19 protein-coding genes are annotated in these 20857 nt (G+C 32.3%); 18 read left to right on the top strand and 1 reads right to left on the bottom strand.

Annotated features, from left to right (window positions below):
* Positions 1–188 precede the first annotated feature (188 nt).
* The 18 genes from rfbB to galE all read left to right on the top strand — a co-directional run bounded on the left by rfbB (position 189) and on the right by galE (position 19328).
* Entirely contained in the window at positions 189–1265 is a 1077-nt protein-coding gene (gene rfbB, locus AC07U8_RS20735; RefSeq protein WP_494738538.1) for a dTDP-glucose 4,6-dehydratase, read from the top strand.
* Positions 1266–1280: 15 nt separating this feature from the next.
* Positions 1281–2189: a dTDP-4-dehydrorhamnose reductase gene (gene rfbD / locus AC07U8_RS20730; RefSeq protein WP_494738537.1), complete on the top strand. Its 909-nt coding sequence runs from the start codon at positions 1281–1283 to the stop codon at positions 2187–2189.
* Positions 2186–3088 (top strand): glucose-1-phosphate thymidylyltransferase RfbA, encoded by a 903-nt coding sequence (gene rfbA / locus AC07U8_RS20725; RefSeq protein WP_494738536.1) that lies wholly within the window; start codon positions 2186–2188, stop codon positions 3086–3088. Before rfbD ends, rfbA begins: the two co-directional genes overlap by 4 nt.
* 64 nt (positions 3089–3152) lie before the next feature.
* Complete coding sequence (gene rfbC / locus AC07U8_RS20720) at positions 3153–3725, top strand: dTDP-4-dehydrorhamnose 3,5-epimerase (RefSeq protein WP_494738535.1); 573 nt, start codon at positions 3153–3155, stop codon at positions 3723–3725.
* A gap of 4 nt (positions 3726–3729) precedes the next feature.
* A complete protein-coding gene (locus AC07U8_RS20715; protein WP_494738534.1) occupies positions 3730–5265 on the top strand; it encodes a lipid II flippase MurJ in 1536 nt (511 codons plus the stop codon).
* Positions 5262–6362, top strand: a complete 1101-nt coding sequence (locus tag AC07U8_RS20710) for a glycosyltransferase (RefSeq protein ID WP_494738533.1) — start codon at positions 5262–5264, stop codon at positions 6360–6362. The genes AC07U8_RS20715 and AC07U8_RS20710 overlap by 4 nt, the downstream gene beginning before the upstream one ends.
* 655 nt (positions 6363–7017) lie before the next feature.
* On the top strand, positions 7018–7920 hold the full coding sequence (locus AC07U8_RS20705) for a glycosyltransferase family 2 protein (RefSeq protein ID WP_494738532.1): 903 nt from the start codon (positions 7018–7020) through the stop codon (positions 7918–7920).
* A gap of 49 nt (positions 7921–7969) precedes the next feature.
* Positions 7970–9034 carry an EpsG family protein gene (locus AC07U8_RS20700; protein ID WP_494738531.1) on the top strand — a complete coding sequence of 355 codons (1065 nt, stop codon included), beginning with the start codon at positions 7970–7972 and terminating at the stop codon, positions 9032–9034.
* A 4-nt stretch (positions 9035–9038) separates the two neighbouring features.
* Complete coding sequence (locus AC07U8_RS20695; RefSeq protein WP_494738530.1) at positions 9039–10118, top strand: glycosyltransferase family 4 protein; 1080 nt, start codon at positions 9039–9041, stop codon at positions 10116–10118.
* A complete protein-coding gene (locus AC07U8_RS20690) occupies positions 10097–10873 on the top strand; it encodes a glycosyltransferase family 2 protein (protein WP_494738529.1) in 777 nt (258 codons plus the stop codon). Before AC07U8_RS20695 ends, AC07U8_RS20690 begins: the two co-directional genes overlap by 22 nt.
* Positions 10870–11430, top strand: a complete 561-nt coding sequence (locus tag AC07U8_RS20685; RefSeq protein WP_494738528.1) for an acyltransferase — start codon at positions 10870–10872, stop codon at positions 11428–11430. Before AC07U8_RS20690 ends, AC07U8_RS20685 begins: the two co-directional genes overlap by 4 nt.
* The gene (locus AC07U8_RS20680; protein ID WP_494738527.1) at positions 11420–12559 is read left to right on the top strand and encodes an NAD-dependent epimerase/dehydratase family protein; all 1140 of its coding nucleotides are present in this window, start codon (positions 11420–11422) and stop codon (positions 12557–12559) included. The genes AC07U8_RS20685 and AC07U8_RS20680 overlap by 11 nt, the downstream gene beginning before the upstream one ends.
* Positions 12560–13591: a WaaS/CpsH family glycosyltransferase gene (locus tag AC07U8_RS20675; protein ID WP_494738526.1), complete on the top strand. Its 1032-nt coding sequence runs from the start codon at positions 12560–12562 to the stop codon at positions 13589–13591.
* 254 nt (positions 13592–13845) lie between these two features.
* Positions 13846–14466 carry a sugar transferase gene (locus tag AC07U8_RS20670; RefSeq protein WP_494738525.1) on the top strand — a complete coding sequence of 207 codons (621 nt, stop codon included), beginning with the start codon at positions 13846–13848 and terminating at the stop codon, positions 14464–14466.
* Between the two features lie 17 nt (positions 14467–14483).
* A complete protein-coding gene (galU, locus tag AC07U8_RS20665) occupies positions 14484–15359 on the top strand; it encodes a UTP--glucose-1-phosphate uridylyltransferase GalU (protein WP_315078271.1) in 876 nt (291 codons plus the stop codon).
* A gap of 14 nt (positions 15360–15373) precedes the next feature.
* Complete coding sequence (locus AC07U8_RS20660; protein ID WP_494738524.1) at positions 15374–16633, top strand: nucleotide sugar dehydrogenase; 1260 nt, start codon at positions 15374–15376, stop codon at positions 16631–16633.
* The gene (gene pgi / locus AC07U8_RS20655; RefSeq protein WP_494738523.1) at positions 16630–18291 is read left to right on the top strand and encodes a glucose-6-phosphate isomerase; all 1662 of its coding nucleotides are present in this window, start codon (positions 16630–16632) and stop codon (positions 18289–18291) included. The genes AC07U8_RS20660 and pgi overlap by 4 nt, the downstream gene beginning before the upstream one ends.
* 17 nt (positions 18292–18308) lie before the next feature.
* Positions 18309–19328: a UDP-glucose 4-epimerase GalE gene (gene galE, locus AC07U8_RS20650; RefSeq protein ID WP_434278683.1), complete on the top strand. Its 1020-nt coding sequence runs from the start codon at positions 18309–18311 to the stop codon at positions 19326–19328.
* A 55-nt stretch (positions 19329–19383) separates the two neighbouring features.
* Here galE and AC07U8_RS20645 read toward each other — a convergent pair whose 3' ends face one another.
* A complete protein-coding gene (locus AC07U8_RS20645) occupies positions 19384–20754 on the bottom strand; it encodes a phosphohexomutase domain-containing protein (protein ID WP_494738522.1) in 1371 nt (456 codons plus the stop codon).
* Between the last annotated feature and the right edge of the window lie 103 nt (positions 20755–20857).

Below are 20857 nucleotides of genomic sequence, written 5' to 3'. Positions count from 1 at the left end.
TTCAAGGTAAAGACTACATTGATCAGGTAAGAAGCTATCAATATATGAATTTAAATCAAGTTTAGCTATAATCCCTTTCATTATTTTAAGTAAATAAAAGTACTTTATGTAAAAATGATTTTAGTGCTTTTTAAAGCTTAGATTGATAATTTCAACTACATTGATTAAAACGACTTGCAGGATATTGTATGAGAATTTTGGTGACTGGTGGAGCAGGTTTTATTGGATCAGCAGTTGTTCGTTATATTATTAATAATACAAATAATCATGTGCTCAATGTTGATAAATTGACTTATGCTGGAAATCTAGAATCTCTTAAAGCGGTCGACAAAAATGAAAGATATCAATTTTCACAAACCGATATCTGCGATCGTCAAGCATTAGATGAATTATTTGAAGGATTTAAGCCTGATGTAGTCATGCATTTAGCTGCTGAATCGCATGTGGATCGTTCAATTACAGGCTCAGCCGCATTTATTGAAACCAATATTATTGGTACATATCAGTTACTTGAAGCAACTCGCCATTATTGGAATGATTTAGCAGAAAATAAAAAACAAGATTTTCGTTTTCATCATATTTCTACTGATGAAGTGTATGGAGATTTAGAGGGAACAGAAGATCTATTCCTTGAAACAACATCTTATGCACCAAGTTCTCCTTATTCTGCAAGTAAAGCCAGTTCTGATCATTTGGTACGCGCATGGAATCGAACTTATGGTTTACCTGTAGTATTAACCAACTGTTCAAATAATTACGGTCCATTTCATTTCCCGGAAAAGCTGATCCCCTTAGTCATCTTAAATGCTTTAAAAGGCAACGCTTTGCCAATTTACGGCAAAGGGGACCAAATTCGTGATTGGTTGTATGTTGAAGATCATGCTCGTGCGCTTTATAAAGTCGTGACAGAGGCTAAAGTTGGTGAAACTTATAATATTGGCGGGCACAACGAACAAAAAAATCTTGATGTTGTAAAATCGATTTGTAATTTATTAGAAGAGTTAGTCCCAAATAAACCTGAGGGAGTCCAAAAATATGTTGATTTAATCACATATGTTAAAGATCGCCCTGGACATGATTTACGTTATGCAATCGATGCAAGCAAGATTAAGAAAGATTTGGGCTGGGTGCCTGAAGAAAGTTTCGAATCAGGCTTACGCAAAACTGTTGAATGGTATTTGGCTAATCAAGGGTGGGTTGAAAACGTTCAAAGTGGTGAATATAAAAATTGGGTTCAACAACAATATCAAGCCGAAAAAGCTTAAGGCTTGAATAACATTATGAAAATTTTATTACTTGGAAAAAATGGACAGGTTGGTTGGGAATTACAACGTGCTTTACAACCACTTGGAAGTGTTATCGCGCTTGATCGTACTGTAAATGAAAATAATTTGAGTGGTGATTTAGCCGATTTTGACCATATTCAGTATCTCATCGAAACTGTTAAGCCGAATGTTGTTGTAAATGCCGCTGCATATACAGCAGTTGATAAGGCTGAATCTGATCAAGAAAATGCTGATTTGATCAATCATTTAGCTGTAAAGAATTTAGCAGAAACTTGCAATAATCAGAATTGTTTACTTATCCACTATTCAACAGATTATGTATTTAGTGGAGAGGGGGAGAAACCTTGGTCTGAAAACGACCTGACTGATCCAGTAAATTTTTATGGTTATAGTAAACGATTGGGTGAAGTTGCGATAGAGCAAAGTGGTTGTGCTTATATAAACTTTAGAACAAGTTGGGTATATGGCTCACATGGTAATAATTTTATAAAAACTATGCTGAAATTAGCGTCGAGCCGTGAAGAATTAAGTATTATCAATGATCAAATTGGGGCACCAACAGGGGCTGCTTTGATTGCAGATATTACTTCTCAGGCTTTAAGATATTATTCACTTAGCAATCTGAATAAACAAAAAGAGCTGTGTGGACACTATCATCTTGCTGCTTCAGGCGAGTGCTCATGGCATGAGTATGCGCAGTTTGTTTTTGAGTTGGCAAAGCAAAAAGATCAAAACTTAGCAATTCAAAAAGTTAACGCGATTGAAACAACAGCATATCCTACACCTGCAAAACGCCCATTAAATTCACGATTGAAGACTCATAAATTACAAACAAATTTTAAAATACATCTTCCTGATTGGAAGTTAGGTGTAGCACAAGTTCTAGAGGAAATAATTCAATGAGCCAATTAAAACGAAAAGGTATTATTCTCGCTGGTGGGTCAGGAACACGTTTATATCCTATTACCATGGGAACATCAAAACAGCTCCTCCCAATTTATGATAAACCGATGATTTACTACCCTTTATCTGTATTGATGTTGGCTGGAATCAATGAAGTTTTGATTATTTCTACTCCTGAAGATTTACCTAATTTTGAAAAATTACTAGGTACAGGTGTAGAGTTGGGGATGAAACTGTCCTACAAAGTACAACCTTCACCTGATGGTTTAGCACAGGCGTTTATTTTGGGTGAAGAGTTTATTGCTAATGATAATGTGTGCCTCATATTGGGTGATAATATTTTCTATGGACAGAGTTTCGGAGTACAGTTAAAGCGGGCTTCTGAAAGACAAACTGGTGCAACTGTGTTTGGCTATTATGTCAATGATCCTGAACGTTTTGGTGTAGTAGATTTTGATTTAACTGGTAAAGCATTAACTATAGAAGAAAAGCCAGAACAACCGAAATCAAATTATGCAGTTACTGGACTTTATTTCTATGATAATAAAGTAGTTGAAATTGCAAAAAATATTAAACCATCACACCGTGGTGAGTTAGAAATTACAGACGTAAATAATGCGTATTTACAACAAGAAAGGCTTAATGTAGAACTTCTTGGTCGAGGATTTGCTTGGTTGGATACAGGTACACATGACTCATTACTTGAAGCAAGTCAATTTGTTCAAACAGTTGAGCATCGCCAAGGGTTGAAAATTGCTTGTTTAGAGGAAATTGCTTTTAACAATGGTTGGATTGATGCTAATCAGCTGTTAAATAGAGCAACTTTCTTTAAGAAAACTGGATATGGTCAATATTTATTAAAATTACACCAAGAACAGCAAAAGAAATCAAAAGTTTGAAGCGTGTCGTGCTTAAAGCAAATTTTTTGCATAAAGCTTAGCAATCTAAATAGAGATATAAACAATGAATGTAATTGAAACAAAGATTAAAGGTCTTTTAATATTTGAGCCTAAGGTCTTTGGAGATGATCGTGGTTGGTTTATGGAGAGTTTTAATCAAAGAGCTTTCGAACAAGCACTACAAGAGCGTGGATTAGATGTACCTCAATTTGTTCAAGATAATCATTCATTATCTCAAAAAGGTGTATTACGGGGATTGCATTTTCAAAAAGCACCCTATGCTCAATGCAAATTAGTGCGTGTTGTGCAAGGTCGAGTATGGGATGTTGTTGTGGATATACGGGAAGATTCAGATACTTATGGGCAATGGGTTGGGGTTGAACTCTCAGCAGAAAATCATAAACAGTTTTGGATACCTGAAGGATTCGCTCATGGCTTTGTTGCATTAGAGGATAATACTCAGTTTTTATATAAGACAACAAATTATTATAGCAAGGAAAGCGAAGGGGCAATTTTGTGGAGTGACACTAATATTGCAATTGATTGGCCATTAGATGATATTCGTGACGTATTGGTAAGTGAGAAAGATCAATTAGCTAATGACTTTAAGACTTTGTTAAGTAATTCTAGAAAATAATTTTATGTATAAAAAATCAATCATCTTATTCTTGCTTAAAATTTTAAAGATACCCCTATCAATTTTGACATTGTCTTTGACTGCAAAATATTTTGGAGTAAGTTTAGATAAAGATGTTTGGTTGATAGGTTCAATGATTATCGGAATGATAGGATTGGCGGTTTGGGGACCGATTAATGAAACTTTTCGAGCAAAATTTGTTGCTATTAAGGAAAGTGAAGGGTGGGAAATTGCGATAAATTATACTAAGTCATTAATATTTTATATGTTTATTTTTTCCTGTGTGATTATGATAGCTCTTTTTATCTATCCAAATGTGGTAGCTAAAATTATTGCACCTGGATTTAATGAATTAGCACTTGAAAAGCTATTTAAGATGATTAGATTTTTAGTACCAATTTTCCTTTTTAGTCAACTTAATCTGATCTTAAGTTCTATTTTAAATGCCTATGAAGTTTACTATGTTCCTGAAATTTCTTCTTTATTTACACAAATCATTAATATATTTCTAATTATTTTTTTAGCGCCTAGTATGGGAATACAGGCTCTTGTTATGGCCTATTATACTAGTGTTATTGTACTCAGTATTTTTTTAATTCACAGAATTATCAAACTTAATATTCCGCTATTTAAGGGTTTAATAGTTTTAAATTTTGATGGATTTAAGCTTTTTTTTATTTTTGCACTTCCTTTTTTTATACCATATCTAATTGGACAGTTGAGCAGTATTATCGAAAAAGCGATCGCTACTTCACTTGGTGTTGGTGCTGTTTCAATAATTGATTTTGCAAGACGTATTCCAGATCTTTTAAATGGTGTACTAGTCTCAATAGTATTAACAATACTCGTACCAACACTTACTAAGGCTTTTGTCAATCATGATTCAAATACTTATAGTCAGGAGTTTTTGACAAGTTATCGTTTGGGTTTATTTGGTCTAATTTTATTTATCGTATTCTTTATCAATGGTGCTACACCAGTATCTTATTTATTGTACCATAGCCCCTCTATTAATATAGAACAAATGAATTCTATAATTTTATTGAGTAAGTTATTTGCAATTTCATTAATTGCTGTGTTTTCATATATTATCTTTGGAATGAGCATGCTATCAGCTGACAAAGCAAAGCTATATGTGATTAGTGGTAGCATTGCACAAATATTAGTTATATTTTTGAATTTAATATTAGTTAAATGGTTTGCAATGAAAGTTTTTCCATTATCATTTTTTTTAGCACATTTCATAGCAGCTTTCTATATGTTTATGCATTATCCTTATGGTAAAAAAATAATATGTAAAGAAACACTTCGTTATTATTTGCTTGGTATTTTATCGATGTTTTTTTCTTATATTTTGTATTCATCATATAGAGTATCATTTGGTGATAATGTGATTGTAAACTTATTTACTGATGTTTTTTATTCGATTTTTTTAACGTTTATATTGGTTGGTTTTTTTGGGTTTATATTGAAAGTGAATGAAATTAATCTTTTGCTTCAGTTGATTCGTTCTGCTTTTATAAAAGGAGGTAATAAATGAAAAAAAAGAACTTTATTTGCATATTTCCACAAGGTAAAAATATACATTTAATCAAAGATGTTGGCATGGTGCCTTTTATGCTTGGTAAAGAAGGTTATTACAATACGACTATTGCTTTTTATGAAGATAAAAAAAATCTGTCTTATTTGGATCATGAAGTCAAAGGTTTGAATTATGTAAAGATACCTCGTCTATTTAAATATGAGAGTCTTAATATTTTATTGTTTTTAATCACTAATTTATCGAAATATGATATTGTGATGTTTTTTCATGGTGGAAAAGGAAAAATATTAAATGCATTATTCTTTAAAGTTCTTACTTTAAAAAAAATAAAATTTTATTTCAAATTAGATATGGATTCTTCAGAAGTTAATAAAAATTTTAATAAAAAAAGTTTTAAATTTAAATTTACAAAAAAGTTTAGTTCTTATATTGATCTATTAACAGTAGAGTCAAAAAAAATGAATAAATTTTTGAATGAAAAAAGTTTTTATAATACTAAATATCTGCCGAATGGTTATATTGATGAAGTTAATATAGCTTTTGAGGGGGTGAAAGAAAATGTAATAATTACAGTTGGTCGTCTAGGAACTAATCAAAAAGATACCGAAACTTTTTTAAGGGCTTTAGAAAAAGTTGATTTAAAAGATTGGAAAGTTAATTTGATAGGGCCAATCGAGGAATCATTTCAGCCTACTCTTAAATTATTTTATGAGAAAAACACTCATTTAAAAGAGAAGGTGGTTTTTACAGGAAATATTGCTAATAGAAATGAATTGAAACAAGAGTATTTGAAAGCAAAAGTTTTTGTATTAACTTCTAGAAATGAAGGCTTTCCTTTAGTATTTCCTGAAGCAATTTCAAGCGGATGCTATATTGTAACCACAGATTTAGCTCCAGCATATGATATTACTAACAATACTGAATTTGGTAGTTTATTCTCAGTTGGTGATGACAATGAACTTGCGATAATTTTACAAAATATTATTGATAATAAAAATATTTTACCTGATGTTGAGAGTTTAAGATCCTTTGCTAAGAAAAATTTTGATTGGAAAGTAATAGTAAAAAACCTATATCAATATTTGGAAAATTAAATTGAAAAAAATTAGAAAGAATTGACTTAAAAAGTTTGTTGAATATGATATATAGTATTTTAATAGGAATTTTGTATTTAATAAATGGTAAGTATTTATATTGGGGGATAATATATTTATGGATAGGTTTGTAATTGTTGAATATGTGTAAAGTTTAGGTTAATTAATTATTTTATAATGTTGAATATGGTTGGAATAACTAGTGAACTATACAGTGGGAAATTAGAAAATATACAGTTTAATAATATATCTGATTTTATGTTAACTGATATTTTAAATTGACGGAGCATTATTTAAATTAGATTAAAATGGCCTGTCTTGAATGATGTAAGAGGTTTGTTGTTCAAAGTATATTTACTAATTGGAATTAGTCATTTCCTATTTTAGATATTATAAATAAGTGTGATTGTGTTGCTTATTATAATACTGATAATTCAAGAGCTTATGCTGTATAAGTGAGTAAAATATTGCAAAGATACTTATCAATAGTAGAGTGAATTCTTAAAATATATTAGAATAAGAGATTCTATGAGAAATTGTAGTTGTTTGCTCATGGCAAGAGGCATGGGTGAAGAAATCAAAAGAACCTTAATCTTGGGTTATTGATTTGAGATTTTATACTTTTAAATAGCTGTGAATAATTGGAGTCTAGAAAATGGCTGTTGTTATAGATGTATCAATTATTATTGTAAATTACAATACTTCTGATTTGGTTATACAATGTATAGAATCTGTCATTAAACATACAAAAAAAATAAATTATGAAATTATAGTCGTGGATAACAACTCCCCAAAACGCGATATTGAAAATTTGAATTCAATTTACCCAGATGTAACATTGATTTTAAACGACAAAAATAGTGGATTTGGTATAGCTAATAATATTGGAAACAAAATAGCTAAAGGGGAAAACATATTTTTATTAAATTCTGATACTATTGTTTTAGATAATTCTATTTATAATTTATACAAATTCATGGATGAAAATAAACAGGTAGGTGCATGTGGTGGAAATTTATGTGATATAAATTTGCAACCTGCTACATCTTTTACTCGATTTATGCCTTCAATTTTATCTGATATTGATTATTTCTTTCTTAATTTTATTTCAAAACTAATTTATAGGAAAAGTGTTTATTATTGTTATGATGAGTTACCAATTAAAATAAATGGTAATATTTCTGGGGCGGATTTAATGATTTCAAAAAAGATTTTTGACGAATTAGGTGGTTTTGATGAGAACTTTTTTATGTATTATGAAGAGACGGACCTATTATTTAGGATGAGAGAAAAAAAATATGAAACATTTATTGTGCCACAAAGCAAAATAATTCATCTTGAAGGTGCTTCAGAGTCAGTAAAAAAAACTAAATTGGACTGGACATATGATAGTAAAAAGAAATATTATTCTAAAAATAAATCTAAAATAGAATTAAAAGTTTCAGATATAATATTTTATTTAACTATTTTGCAGAGATTACTTGTATTTAAGATTCTTTTGAAAAAAGAAAAATTTAATTATTGGTTAAGTTTTTATGATTGGTTTAAGTCTAAATGATTTTCTCTCTATGTGAAATATTTTTTAATTTGCATTTAGGAATTATGTAGTGTCATATTTTATAATAGTAGGAATAATGTTGTTTTTTTCTATAATTTTAGAAAAATTCAGAACAGTGGATTTAAAAGTAATAGCTTATATTGTTTTGGTGTTTATTTTAGTCTTTTTTGTAGGGTTAAGAGGAGATGTTGATCCTGATTATGCTAGTTATAAAGATATTTTCTATAGTGCTAAAGTAAAATCAGAAGTTAATGTGGAACCTTTGTTTCTTTATTTCAATAAAATTATAATCTATTTGGGGATGGAATTTCAGTGGGTTATTTTTTTGATGGCTCTCTTTTCTATCACATTAAAAATAACTTTTTTTTTCAAATATTCTAAAAATTTTGCATTTTCTGTTTTAATTTACTATTGCTCAATGTTTTTTTTATATGATTTTATTGCTATAAGACAAGCATTGGCAATGGCTTTATTTATGATTTCAATTCCATATTTAATTGAGCGAAAATTATTTCATTATGCAGTATTTATAATTTTTGCCTCTTTTATTCATTTGTCAGCATTAGTATTATTGCCGCTGTATTTTTTCATTCACTATTCATATAATAAAATTTTGCTATATGTTGTTTTAATTTTTGCTACTTTAACTTCTGTATTTAAGGTCGATATTCAGTTGGTTAGTTTAGCCTTAAACTATATTTCCTTACCTGGTTTTGCTTCAAATAAATTGGATGTCTATACTCAAGAAGATGTTTTTGCGGCCTTATCATTGAGACAGTTACTATTAGGCTTTATTTTTGTTTTCTTTATTTCCAAAAAAGATGATAAAATAATCCAAGTGTTATTAAATATTTATATATTAGGGATTGTAGTAGGTACTTTGTTTAATGAGGTTCCTCAATTATCGTTTAGGTTGAAAGCATATTTTTTATGGACTGAATCCGTGTTGGTTGTCTATTATATATATAAAATATTTAAGAATAATAATTTTTTAAAGTTCTTGGCTTATTTTGTTCTGACTATATTGTATGTCTTTTCATTATATAATTATTTTGAAGTGTTATCGCAGCGTCATGCCGGTTTGATATATCCTTACAAATTCTTCTTTGAGTAATATTATGAAAGTCTTATTTTATTTTAATAGCATGACTCCTGCAGGAGGCATTGAGCGAGTAATTAGTACTTTAGCTAACCACTTTAGTGAGTTTATGGAAGTGACTATTTTAGTTAAAGATCATGCATATAGTCATTATTCATTGTCAAGTAATATTAAGCTCATTTCTTTAAATTCTGATCTTGATTTTGATATGAATAGTAAATCTAAAAGAATTTTTCAGGCAGGCATGAGCCTAGTCCAAAGTTCGATTAAATTAAAGAAATATTTAGCTTTGCATCACTATGATCTTTATTATTTGGCGCATCCTTTAAATGTTTTAGAATTTCATTTGGCGCATGGGATTAATAAAAAAGTTATTGTTACTGAACATGGTGGAATAAATGCTTATAACTTTGTTTATAAAAAAATTAAAGATTGGTTATATCCCAAAGCACGTTGCTATGTTGTTCCTACATTGACTGATACGAAGGCATATAAAGATTTAAATTTTCCAGTAGAATATATTCCGCATTTTAAATCAACTTTAAACTATGAGTGTAGTGATTTATCTCAAAAAGTAGTTTTATCTATTGGACGTATGACGGAGGCAAAGCGCCAATGGATCATGATAGATTTATGGAATAAAATTGTAAACGAAGATAATATTAGAGAATGGGAATTGCATATAGTTGGAAGTGGTAACTTAAAGGATCAATTAAACAACAAAATCATTACTTTTGGGTTGCAAGAGTATGTGAAAATACTACCTCCTGTTCAAAATGTTGATATTTATTATAAAAATTCATCTATTTTTATGTTAACTTCACATTCTGAAGGTTTTGGTATGGTCTTATTAGAAGCGATATCATTTGGTTTACCTTGTATTTCTTATGATTGTCCTTCAGGCCCCAGAGATATAGTAGAAAATGAGGTTAATGGGTATCTGATCCCCATGGATGATTTTGAGGCCCTAAGAAATGCTACACTGAATTTACTTACTAATTCTGAAAAACTACATAAACTTGCAGATGGTGCTTATAATACCAGTTTGAAGTGGAATGATGAGGCTGTGTTAAAAAAATGGAAGAAAATTCTTTATTAATATCAGTTATTATACCAATGTATAATTCTGCTGGTACTATTATTCGTGCTTTAGAATCAGTAAGAAACCAAACATTCAGGTGTTCGTACGAGGTTTTAATAATAAATGATGGATCAAAAGATGATAGTAAAAAATATGTCGAAGATTATATTTTCAATAATAATCTAAAGAATTTCATTCTTATTAATCAAGATAATAGCGGTGTATCAAAAACACGTAATAGAGGACTTATTTCTGCTAAAGGTAAATATATTGCTTTTTTGGATGCTGATGACTATTGGGTTAAAAATAAGATTGAAAAGCAAGTATTATTTTTAGAGAAAGGTTTTGATTTTGTTTGTGGGTTGAGAAATAATGAAAAAATAAGTTTTCCTTATAAACTAGAAAATGAGTATGCAGTAATTTCATTAAATAAATTATTAATCAAAGTTGTTGGGCAAACATCTACAGCTATTTTTAACCGCAAAGTTATCGAGAATAGCGGAGTTTTTGATGAAGATCAAAGGTATTCTGAAGATGCAAATCTATGGATGAAAATTTCTAAAAGTAATAAAATGATAATCTTGAATGAAGTTTTAGTTCGAACAGATAATGATTATGGAAATACTGGCCTATCTTCTAATCTAGTTGAAATGGAAAATGGTGTTAAAAAAAATATAAAAGAAATGTATGAGTTAAATAGGATTAACTTTGTGCAATATCTTTTTTTTATTTTTTTCTCATATATTAAATATTTAAAAAGAAGATATTTATGATTTTGAATAAATTTTTTTGGACGTTAAGAGCGATTCTATATGCCCCATTTTTAGGCCGAATTGGTTTTCCATCGTATATCGGGAAGCCTTTAGCAATACTAGGTTATAAAAAGATATTTATTGGGAAAAGAGTTCGAATTTTTCCAAATATTAGAATGGAAGTTCATGGTATAAATTCAAAATTGGTAATCGGTGATAATGTAGGTATAGCCCAAAATGTACATATAACAAGTGCATCAAATTTAACTATAGGAAAGAATTCAACAATATTGGCTAATGTATTCATAACAAATATAGACCATGATTATACAGAATTAAATGTTCCGATACTTGAACAAAAAAATATAATTAGAGAAACGACTATAGGTGAGAATTGCTTCATTGGGATAGGGGCTGCTATACAAGCAGGTACAATTTTGGGCAAACAGTGTGTGGTCGGGACTAATTCAGTTGTAAGGGGGGTATTCCCTGACTATTGTGTTATTGTCGGAAATCCTGCCAAAATTATCAAACAATTTAATTTTGATACTCAGAAATGGGAAAAATATGTTGATTAAAAATGTACTAATTACAGGTGGAGCTGGTTTTATTGGCTCAAATTTAGCTCTGAGACTGGTTTCAAAAGGTTATAATGTAACCGTATTAGATAATCTATCTCCCCAAATTCATGGAGATAATCCAACTCAAACATCACCCCTTTATTTAAGTATTAAAGATAAAGTTGATTTTATTCATGGTACCGTTACAAATAAAGAAGACTGGGAAAAAGCACTAAAAGGACAAGATGCAATTATCCATTATGCTGCTGAAACTGGTACTGGGCAGTCGATGTACGAGGTAGAGAAATATGTAGATGTTAATATCAATGGTACTGCTTTGATGTTAAATTTACTTGTAAATGGTGATTATGGTGTTAAAAAAGTAGTAGTTGCATCTTCTCGATCTATTTATGGTGAAGGTAAATATATTAGTAAGGAGTTAGGCTCTGTATACCCTACTCAAAGAACTGCTGACTTTATGGCTCAAGGTGATTTTGAGGTTAAATACGCGGGATCTTCAGAACTTACTTTAGTTGCAACTGATGAAGATTCGAAGATTCACCCGTCTTCTGTTTATGGGATTACTAAACAAAATCAAGAGCAAATGGTTCTTACTGTTTGTCCAACTAAAGGTATTGCTGGCGTCGCATTTAGATATCAGAATGTTTATGGACCAGGTCAATCACTTAAAAATCCTTATACAGGAATTTTGTCCATTTTTTCTACTCAGATTAAAAATGGTAATAGTATTAACATTTTTGAAGATGGGAAAGAGAGCCGTGATTTTGTTTATATTGACGATGTAATTGATGCTACTATTCTAGGTCTTGAAAAAGAAGAAGCGAATAACCAAGTTTTTAATGTCGGCACTGGCGTAGCAACAAATGTACTTACAGTTGCTAATGAATTAGTTAAAAATTATGGTATTGATGTTTCTATCAAAGTTTCAGGTAACTACCGTTTAGGTGATATTCGTCATAATTATGCGGATTTGACTAAAATTAATAAGCTTCTTGGTTTTCAAGCTAAAGTTTCGTTTGAAGACGGATTGAAAAAATTCGCTGATTGGGTAAATACTCAAGAAATCCAAGAAGATAAATACCAGAAATCTATTGATGAAATGAAAGCGAAAGGGTTATATAAATAAATGAAGAACTTAGAGCATCTAAAAGGGAAAAAAATCTTATTTTTTTGTGTGCAATCGTTTAATATGGAAAAAGATATTGTTAAACAATTGGAGAGACACGGTGCTCTAGTTACCTATTTTGATGAAAGACCAGCAAATAATAATTTCACCAAGGGAATGATTCGAATCAATAGAAATTTTTTACAAAGAAGAATTAATAAATACTATCAGAATATTTTGAAATTAATTGGTAAGGACAAATTTGACTTTTTATTTGTTAATCGTGGAGAGGTTGTTCCTAAATTTTTTTTAGAGAAATTCATAAAATTGCAACCTAAGTGTCAGCGCATATTTTATACTTGGGATAGTTTTGGAAATCATAGTCACGGTTTATCAATTCTAGAATATTTTCATAAAAAATTCACTTTTGATAGAAAAGATGCCGAAAAATATCAAATAGGATTTAGGCCTTTATACTTTACAGATCGCTATCGTGGAATTTATGAAAGTGAGGCAATTAAAACAATTGATTTATTGTTTTTAGGCACTGCACATTCTGATCGCTATATTATTAGTAATCAAATTGCTGAATGGTGCAAAGAAAAAAAACTTACTACTTTTAATTATTACTATATGCAAGGAAGGTTAGTCTATTATTATAAAAAATATTTTGATGAAAGTTTTAAATTGTTTGATTTTAAAAAATTAAGATTTAAAAGTCTAACATCAGAAGAAATTATTCGATACTATGATAAAAGTAATGTAGTTCTTGACATTAGCCACCCTGGTCAATCTGGTCTAACAATGCGTACTTTTGAAACAATTGGCGCTAGGAAAAAATTAATTACAACAAATAGAGAAATTAAAAATTATCCTTTTTATAATCCACAAAATATTTTTGTATTTGATCGTAATGATATTAAATTAGAGGCAGATTTTTTCTTCAATGAGTATGCACCACTTAATAATGAATTGTATGAGAAATGCTCAATTGATGGTTGGATAGAGGATATTTTCTTTGGTGAAGAAATTAATTCATGGAATATTAAATAGTTAGATGTTTTATAGTTGTAATTTAACTTATTAATAAAGCAATTCTGTATCCATATTTATAATTAATGATTTTAGCTTACTTGGGCTTTATTTCTAAATGTATAACATTGTAGGTTGCAGGGGAAAATGTGTTATTTTATTTATATTGCAATAAATTAATGCTCATTTTATGGTAAATTAAACTGTGCAGATTATTAGTTTGATCTTGAATTTTCAATAAAAAATATTGTAAATTATGGGTTTAGAAGAGATAAATGAAAAGACTTGTTGATATCATTATTGCGTCAATAGCACTTTTATTACTGTCGCCAATTTTTCTAATTGTGGCATATAAAGTACGTAAGAACTTAGGCTCTCCTATTTTTTTCTATCAAGAGCGACCTGGTAAAGATTGTAAACATTTTAGAATGATGAAGTTTCGTTCTATGAAAAATGCATTTGATAAAAATGGTCAACTCTTACCAGATGATCAACGAATAACTTCATTCGGTAAAAAACTTCGCTCAACAAGTTTAGATGAAATGCCACAGTTAATTAATGTCCTTAAAGGCGATATGAGTATTGTTGGGCCACGCCCGCAACTTTCTGAATTTGTGGAACACTATACGCCCCATCAATTGCGTCGCCATAATGTCAAACCAGGGATGACTGGTCTTGCTCAAGTGAGCGGACGTAATAATCTTTCTTGGGAGGAAAAATTTGATTTAGATGTACAGTACGTTGAAAGACAATCAACGCTTCTCGACTTTAAAATTATGTTTAAAACAGTTGAAGTTATGTTTAAAAAAGAAGGTATAGATTCACCAGATCAAGCTGTTGGAGCAAGCCGTTTTTCAGGTTCAGATACAACTGATACCAAATCGACCAATCATTAATAGTGTTAAAGTAAATCATGATCAAAAAAGCCATTCTTCCTGTTGCTGGGTTAGGTACTCGCTTTCTACCTGCAAGTAAATCAATTCCTAAAGAAATGGTCACAGTTGTTGACCGTCCTGCAATTGAGTATGTTGTCAAAGAAGCTGTAGCTGCTGGAATTGAACAAATCATTTTAGTGACACATTCTTCAAAAGCATCCATAGAAAATTATTTTGATCGTAATTTTGAACTGGAAACAACCTTAGAAAATAAGAAAAAAATTGATCTACTCAAAGAAATTACTGAAATTTTACCAAAACATGTCAGTGTGGTGAGTGTACGTCAACCTCAACCATTGGGTTTAGGGCATGCTGTTTTATGTGCGAAATCAGTGATTGGGGATGATGACTTTGCTGTGTTATTGCCAGATGTTTTGGTGAAAGAAAATAGTACAGAAAATGATTTAGCGCGAATGATTCATCGTTTTAATACATCTAAAGCATCACAAATTATGGTAGAGGCTGTACCAGATCATCTTGTGGATCAATATGGTATTGTAGATGTTGCGTCTTCACCTGTTGAGGGTGAAAGTATTGTGATGAAAGGGATTATCGAAAAGCCTGCTGTCGGTACAGCACCTTCAAATTTATCTGTGGTGGGTCGTTATGTACTGCCTGCTAAGATTATGCAATTATTAGAACAGACACCTAAAGGTGCGGGTAATGAAATCCAATTAACGGATGCGATTGCTGCATTACAAAAATTAGAAAATGTCGAAGCGTATCGTATGAAAGGTCAGACTTTCGACTGTGGTAGTAAAATTGGTTATTTAAAAGCAGTATTACACTATGCTGTGGAGCATCCTAAGTTGGGTGAAGAATTTAAACAGTTTATTAAAGAATTGAATTTATAATAATTGGATCTGATATGAATATTTGTGTATTTGGCACAACACTCCAAGCTGGAGTCCTCGCTGGCTTGTTTGCTGAATATGGGCACCACGTGTATTGGTGTCCCCGAGTAGGCGCTGATCATCAATCTTCAGTACACTACCAAGATGAAGATTTAAATCAACTCATTCAAAAACAGATTAAGAACAATTCAATTCAATTGGTCGGGTTAAAACAACTTCAATTACAAAGTGAAGTTTTTTTATTTAGTTTTAATCCTTCTGAGTTTGATCATGCCAAGCACTTGGCTGAAGAATTAAAACGTTTTCCAATCATTCATCCAAGACTGATGATCAATGGTTCTACGTTCGGTTTACAAGGCACTGAAGAACTAAAACAAATTTTAGTGGCTGATCATTGGGCGTACTTGCCAGACACCATTCAAGAAGGTAATGCGATCCAAAGTTTTATTGACTTAAAGCAAGTAATTGTGGGCGTAGATCAATCTGCGACACAACAGATCATCAAAGAATTATTAAGACCTTTTTTTCAATTAAAACATCAATATTTGTTTATGCCATTTTTAGATGCTGAATTTACCAAGCTGAGTATTTCAGGCATGTTGGCTACACGCATCAGTTATATGAATGATATGGCGCAAGTCGCTGAAAAATTAAATATTGATATCCATAATGTTAAACAAGGATTAGTATCTGATAGTCGAATTGGTGCATCATATTTATCTGCAGGTGTTGGTTTTGGTGGAGAAAATTTCTCCCATGATATTTTAACCTTAACCGGTACAGTGGCGGGTTCAGGGATCAAAAGCCAATTGCTGGATCAGGTTTGGAATATCAATGAACAACAAAAAGAAATTTTATTTAGAAAACTGTGGAATTACTATCAAGGGCAGTTAACAGGTAAAGTTGTGGCGATTTGGGGTGCTTCTTTTAAAGAAAATACCTCGAGTATTGAGAATTCACCGATTCATGCCATGCTTGCAGCACTTTGGGCACAAGGCGCAATTGTACAGTTGCATGATCCTCAGGCTTTAGCGCGGGTAGCAAATTTCTATGGCGAACGTGCTGATTTGATTTTATGTCATGATCAATACCAAGCAGTAGAAAATGCACATGCATTGTGTTTATTGACGGCTTGGAAGCAATATTGGAGTCCTGATTATTCACAACTTTTACAGAAAATGGCCCATCCTTTGATTCTTGATGGTCGTAATATGTTAGATCCAGATTTCGTCAAAGCACAAGGTTTTGCTTATCAGGGTGTAGGGCGAGTATGACAAATTCTATATTAGACAATGATCAAAGAGAGCAGCATTTAGTAAGATTGCAAAATCTTTCTGTGGAACAACAGCAATTGTGTTTAACCGATTTATTTGAACAAGATCCACAGCGTTTTGACAAGTTCTCAGTACATTTTAATCAACTGAGTTTTGATTATAGTAAACATCGTATTGACCAAAATGCATGCGATGCTCTGTTTAAATTTGCAGATTCAAAACAATTAACGCAATGGATCAAACGTTTATTTACCGAAGAATCGATCAATTATACGGAAGACAGAGCAGCAATGCATTGGGCATTGCGTTTACCGAAGCATGATCAAGATTACCCTGAACTGGCTGAATTGGTACATCAACAATTAGATCGAATGTATCAGCTTGTTGACAAAGTCCATGCGGGGCAATGTCGTGGTTCGACAGGTGAAGTGATTCAAGATGTGGTGAATATTGGGGTGGGTGGTTCTGATTTAGGACCATTGATGGTGAGTCATGCTTTATCAGACTATAAAGTCAGTACTGCGAAACCATTAAAAGTACATTTCGTTTCAACTATGGATGGTAGTCAGCTTTCTGATTTACTACATCAATTACGCCCTGAAACCACCTTATTTATTATTTCGTCCAAGTCTTTTGGAACCATTGATACTTTATCTAATGCTCAAACAGTTCGTCAGTGGTTAGAAAAAGATTTGGGTACGCAAAACAGTGTGATCCAACATCATTTTATTGGGGTTTCAACCAAGCCTGAGAAAATGACAGAATGGGGAATCGCACCAGAAAATCAGTTCTTACTTTGGGATTGGGTCGGTGGTCGTTACTCGTTGTGGTCATGTATTGGTTTACCGATTGCATTGCAGATTGGTGTTGATGGGTTTAAACAATTGCTCGCAGGCGCTTATGCGATTGATCAGCATTTCCAAAAAGCCTCATTTGAGCAAAATATTCCCGTATTGATGGGGTTACTTGGAGTCTGGAATAATAATTTTTTAAATATTCAGACCCATGCAGTATTGCCTTATGATGGTCGTCTAAAATATTTTGCTTCTTATTTACAGCAACTTGAGATGGAATCGAATGGAAAGTCGATTCAAAGAAATAATCAAAAAGTTGATTTAAACACCTGTCCAATCGTCTGGGGCGAAGTGGGGCCAAATGCGCAACATGCTTTTTATCAGCTCTTGCATCAAGGAACCCATGCAGTCAGTTGTGATTTTATTGCGCCAGTACAGCGTTATAATTCGAATCAATTTACCTATGCAGAAAGTGCAGAATCCTTAATTGAGCAGCATCATTTGGCTTTATCAAATTGCTTGGCGCAGTCGCGATTATTGGCTTTTGGTAACACAGCATTAAATGCCAATGAATTATCAGGCTTACCTGTATATAAACAGTATGAAGGCAATCAACCAAGTTCAACGCTATTGTTGCAAGAACTGAGCCCTTATAGTTTAGGAATGCTGATTGCATTGTATGAACATAAAGTGTTTGTGCAATCGGTCATTTGGAATATTAATCCATTTGATCAATGGGGCGTTGAAAAAGGCAAAGAAATTGCCAACCAATTACTCCCTATTCTCAATGGTAAAGAAAAAGACGTGTCTCAATTGGATGCTTCAACACAAGGTTTAATTAAGATCTTGCTGAGCAAAGAGTAGAAATACTGGAAAGATTTATGGCAAATATTTTAGTAACAGGTGGTGCAGGTTATATTGGATCGCATACCTGTGTGGAGTTACTTGAGGCTGGGCATAAGGTTATTGTTCTAGATAATCTATCAAATAGCTCAGAAGAATCATTAAAACGTGTCCAAGAATTGACTGGAAAAACACTAAAATTTGTTCAAGGTGACATTCGTTATCAAAGTGATTTAGATCAAGTTTTTTCAAACAATAAAATCGATGCTGTGATTCATTTTGCAGGTTTAAAAGCAGTGGGGGAAAGCCAACAAATTCCACTGACTTACTTTGATCATAATATTGCAGGATCAGTTCAGTTGGCACAAGCGATGCAAAGAGCGGGTGTTTTTAATTTAGTTTTTAGTTCATCTGCAACAGTTTACGGAGAAAGCAATTCTTCCCCTTATCAGGAGGATATGCAACTAGGTCTACCGAATAATAATTATGGTCATACCAAGCTAATCGTTGAGCAATTATTGGAAAAACTATCAATTGCGGATAAGCACTGGTCGATTGCACTATTGCGTTATTTTAATCCTGTTGGTGCGCATAAGAGCGGTCGTATTGGCGAAGATCCATTAGGTATTCCAAATAATCTTATGCCTTATTTGACTCAAGTCGCTGTAGGTCGTAGAGAAAAGCTTTCTATTTTTGGAAATGATTACCCAACTCAAGATGGAACATGTGAAAGAGATTTTATTCATGTTGTCGATTTAGCAAAAGCACATGTTTTAGCTGTTGAAAATAGAATAAAAAGCCAAGGGTGTCGTGCTTGGAATATTGGGACTGGTCAGCCTATTTCAGTACTACAAATTAAGAGTACTTTTGAAAAAATAAATAATATCAGTATAAATTCAGAATTTGTAAGCCGACGAGCTGGTGATTTGCCGAGTTTTTATGCTAATGCATTGCGAGCTAATATAGAATTAGGTTGGACGCCAAAATATACTTTGGAAGATATGTTGGCAGACAGTTGGAATTGGCAAAAACAAAATCCAACAGGCTATCAAGCATAAATTTAACAGTAAAAAATAGGCGCATTAAGCGCCTATTTTTTATCGCCATTTAAAACTAACCCTGAATCAACTGAGTTAACTCATCTACATAATCTTGCATTGGTTTAGGATTTTTATCTGTACGGCTTTCAATATTTAAGCGTAATAATGGCTCGGTATTTGATGCACGCACATTTAAACGCCATGCACCAAAATCAAGACTAATACCGTCTGTTTGATCAATTGCAGGGTTTAAATCGGCAAAATGATCGAAGATTTTTTGAATGGTTTTTTGCGTATCTTCGACTTTAAAGTTGATTTCACCGCTACACGGGAAACGCTCAATCATCCCTTCGACCAGGTTGGATAACGATTGTTGAGTTTCTGATACCACTAAAATCGCCAATAACCAAGGGATCATCCCGCTGTCACAGTAAGCAAAATCACGGAAATAGTGATGTGCACTCATTTCCCCGCCATAAGCCGCATTGTGTTCACGCATCACATCTTTAATAAAAGCATGTCCAGATTTAGATTGAACGGCAATCCCTTGATATTGCTCAATGATATCCAGTGTATTCCAGACTAGGCGAGGATCATGTACGATTTTTTCACCCGCTTGTTTTAACAAGAAGGCTTGAGCTAATAATCCGACTATATAATAGCCTTCAATAAATTGGCCTTTTTCGTCGAATAAGAAACAACGGTCAAAGTCACCATCCCACGCAATTCCCATATCCGCATGGTGTATTAAAACTGCATTGCGGGTGCTATCTCGATTTTCCACCAAGATTGGATTAGGAATACCATTTGGGAAAGTACCATCTGGATGATTATGGATTTTAATAAACTCTACTGGGATATTGAGCGCTTTGAATTTTTCTTCGATTGCGTCAACAACATGACCCGCTGCACCATTGCCCGCATTCATCACCAGTTTAAGTGGGCGGATTTTGCTCGGATCAATATAGGTGAGTAGGTGTTCAATAAATTCAGGGAGGATATTATATTTTTGGGTTGAACCTTTTTTCTCAACTTCAATGAACTGTTCCGATTCAGCCAACGATTGGATATCTTTTAGTCCTGTATCTGCACTGATTGGTCGAGCATTTTCACGAACCAATTTCATACCATTGTAATCCATCGGATTATGGCTTGCTGTGATTTCAATACCACCCTGAACGTCGAGATGAAAAGCACCAAAGTAAACTTCTTCTGTCCCAGTCATGCCAAGATCAAGAACATCTACCCCAGCATCATTTAAACCACGAATCGTTGCTTGTTTTAACGCTTCGCTGGTTAAACGGATATCACAACCAATGACAACAGTTTTGGGTTGATAGATTTGACCATAAGCACGGCCTACTTTATAAGCGATTTCTTCATTTAGCTCTGTGCCAAGTTTGCCTCGAATATCATAGGCTTTGAAACAAGTCAGTTTATTCATGTTCATGTTCATCTTTATATTGTTTAAGGTTGGCTGGTAGTGAAACATCATTTTAACCTTAAAGTGTATAAGAAATTATATTGGAAGATGTAAATTTAGTTTG

This window comes from Acinetobacter sp. GW821-FHT01E09, from assembly GCF_059422385.1.
This window is presented reverse-complemented; position numbering and strand designations above follow the sequence as displayed.

What these genes read in the sequence shown, in the direction of transcription:
- AC07U8_RS20675 (WP_494738526.1), top strand. Translation starts at nt 12,560, where the DNA reads ATGAAGAACTTAGAGCATCTAAAAGGGAAAAAAATCTTATTTTTTTGT.
- AC07U8_RS20695 (WP_494738530.1), top strand. Translation starts at nt 9,039, where the DNA reads ATGAAAGTCTTATTTTATTTTAATAGCATGACTCCTGCAGGAGGCATT.
- galU (WP_315078271.1), top strand. Translation starts at nt 14,484, where the DNA reads ATGATCAAAAAAGCCATTCTTCCTGTTGCTGGGTTAGGTACTCGCTTT.
- AC07U8_RS20710 (WP_494738533.1), top strand. Translation starts at nt 5,262, where the DNA reads ATGAAAAAAAAGAACTTTATTTGCATATTTCCACAAGGTAAAAATATA.
- rfbB (WP_494738538.1), top strand. Translation starts at nt 189, where the DNA reads ATGAGAATTTTGGTGACTGGTGGAGCAGGTTTTATTGGATCAGCAGTT.
- AC07U8_RS20670 (WP_494738525.1), top strand. Translation starts at nt 13,846, where the DNA reads ATGAAAAGACTTGTTGATATCATTATTGCGTCAATAGCACTTTTATTA.
- AC07U8_RS20680 (WP_494738527.1), top strand. Translation starts at nt 11,420, where the DNA reads ATGTTGATTAAAAATGTACTAATTACAGGTGGAGCTGGTTTTATTGGC.
- AC07U8_RS20660 (WP_494738524.1), top strand. Translation starts at nt 15,374, where the DNA reads ATGAATATTTGTGTATTTGGCACAACACTCCAAGCTGGAGTCCTCGCT.
- rfbC (WP_494738535.1), top strand. Translation starts at nt 3,153, where the DNA reads ATGAATGTAATTGAAACAAAGATTAAAGGTCTTTTAATATTTGAGCCT.
- AC07U8_RS20645 (WP_494738522.1), bottom strand. Translation starts at nt 20,754, where the DNA reads ATGAATAAACTGACTTGTTTCAAAGCCTATGATATTCGAGGCAAACTT.
- rfbA (WP_494738536.1), top strand. Translation starts at nt 2,186, where the DNA reads ATGAGCCAATTAAAACGAAAAGGTATTATTCTCGCTGGTGGGTCAGGA.
- galE (WP_434278683.1), top strand. Translation starts at nt 18,309, where the DNA reads ATGGCAAATATTTTAGTAACAGGTGGTGCAGGTTATATTGGATCGCAT.
- AC07U8_RS20685 (WP_494738528.1), top strand. Translation starts at nt 10,870, where the DNA reads ATGATTTTGAATAAATTTTTTTGGACGTTAAGAGCGATTCTATATGCC.
- pgi (WP_494738523.1), top strand. Translation starts at nt 16,630, where the DNA reads ATGACAAATTCTATATTAGACAATGATCAAAGAGAGCAGCATTTAGTA.
- AC07U8_RS20705 (WP_494738532.1), top strand. Translation starts at nt 7,018, where the DNA reads ATGGCTGTTGTTATAGATGTATCAATTATTATTGTAAATTACAATACT.
- rfbD (WP_494738537.1), top strand. Translation starts at nt 1,281, where the DNA reads ATGAAAATTTTATTACTTGGAAAAAATGGACAGGTTGGTTGGGAATTA.
- AC07U8_RS20690 (WP_494738529.1), top strand. Translation starts at nt 10,097, where the DNA reads ATGGAAGAAAATTCTTTATTAATATCAGTTATTATACCAATGTATAAT.
- AC07U8_RS20715 (WP_494738534.1), top strand. Translation starts at nt 3,730, where the DNA reads ATGTATAAAAAATCAATCATCTTATTCTTGCTTAAAATTTTAAAGATA.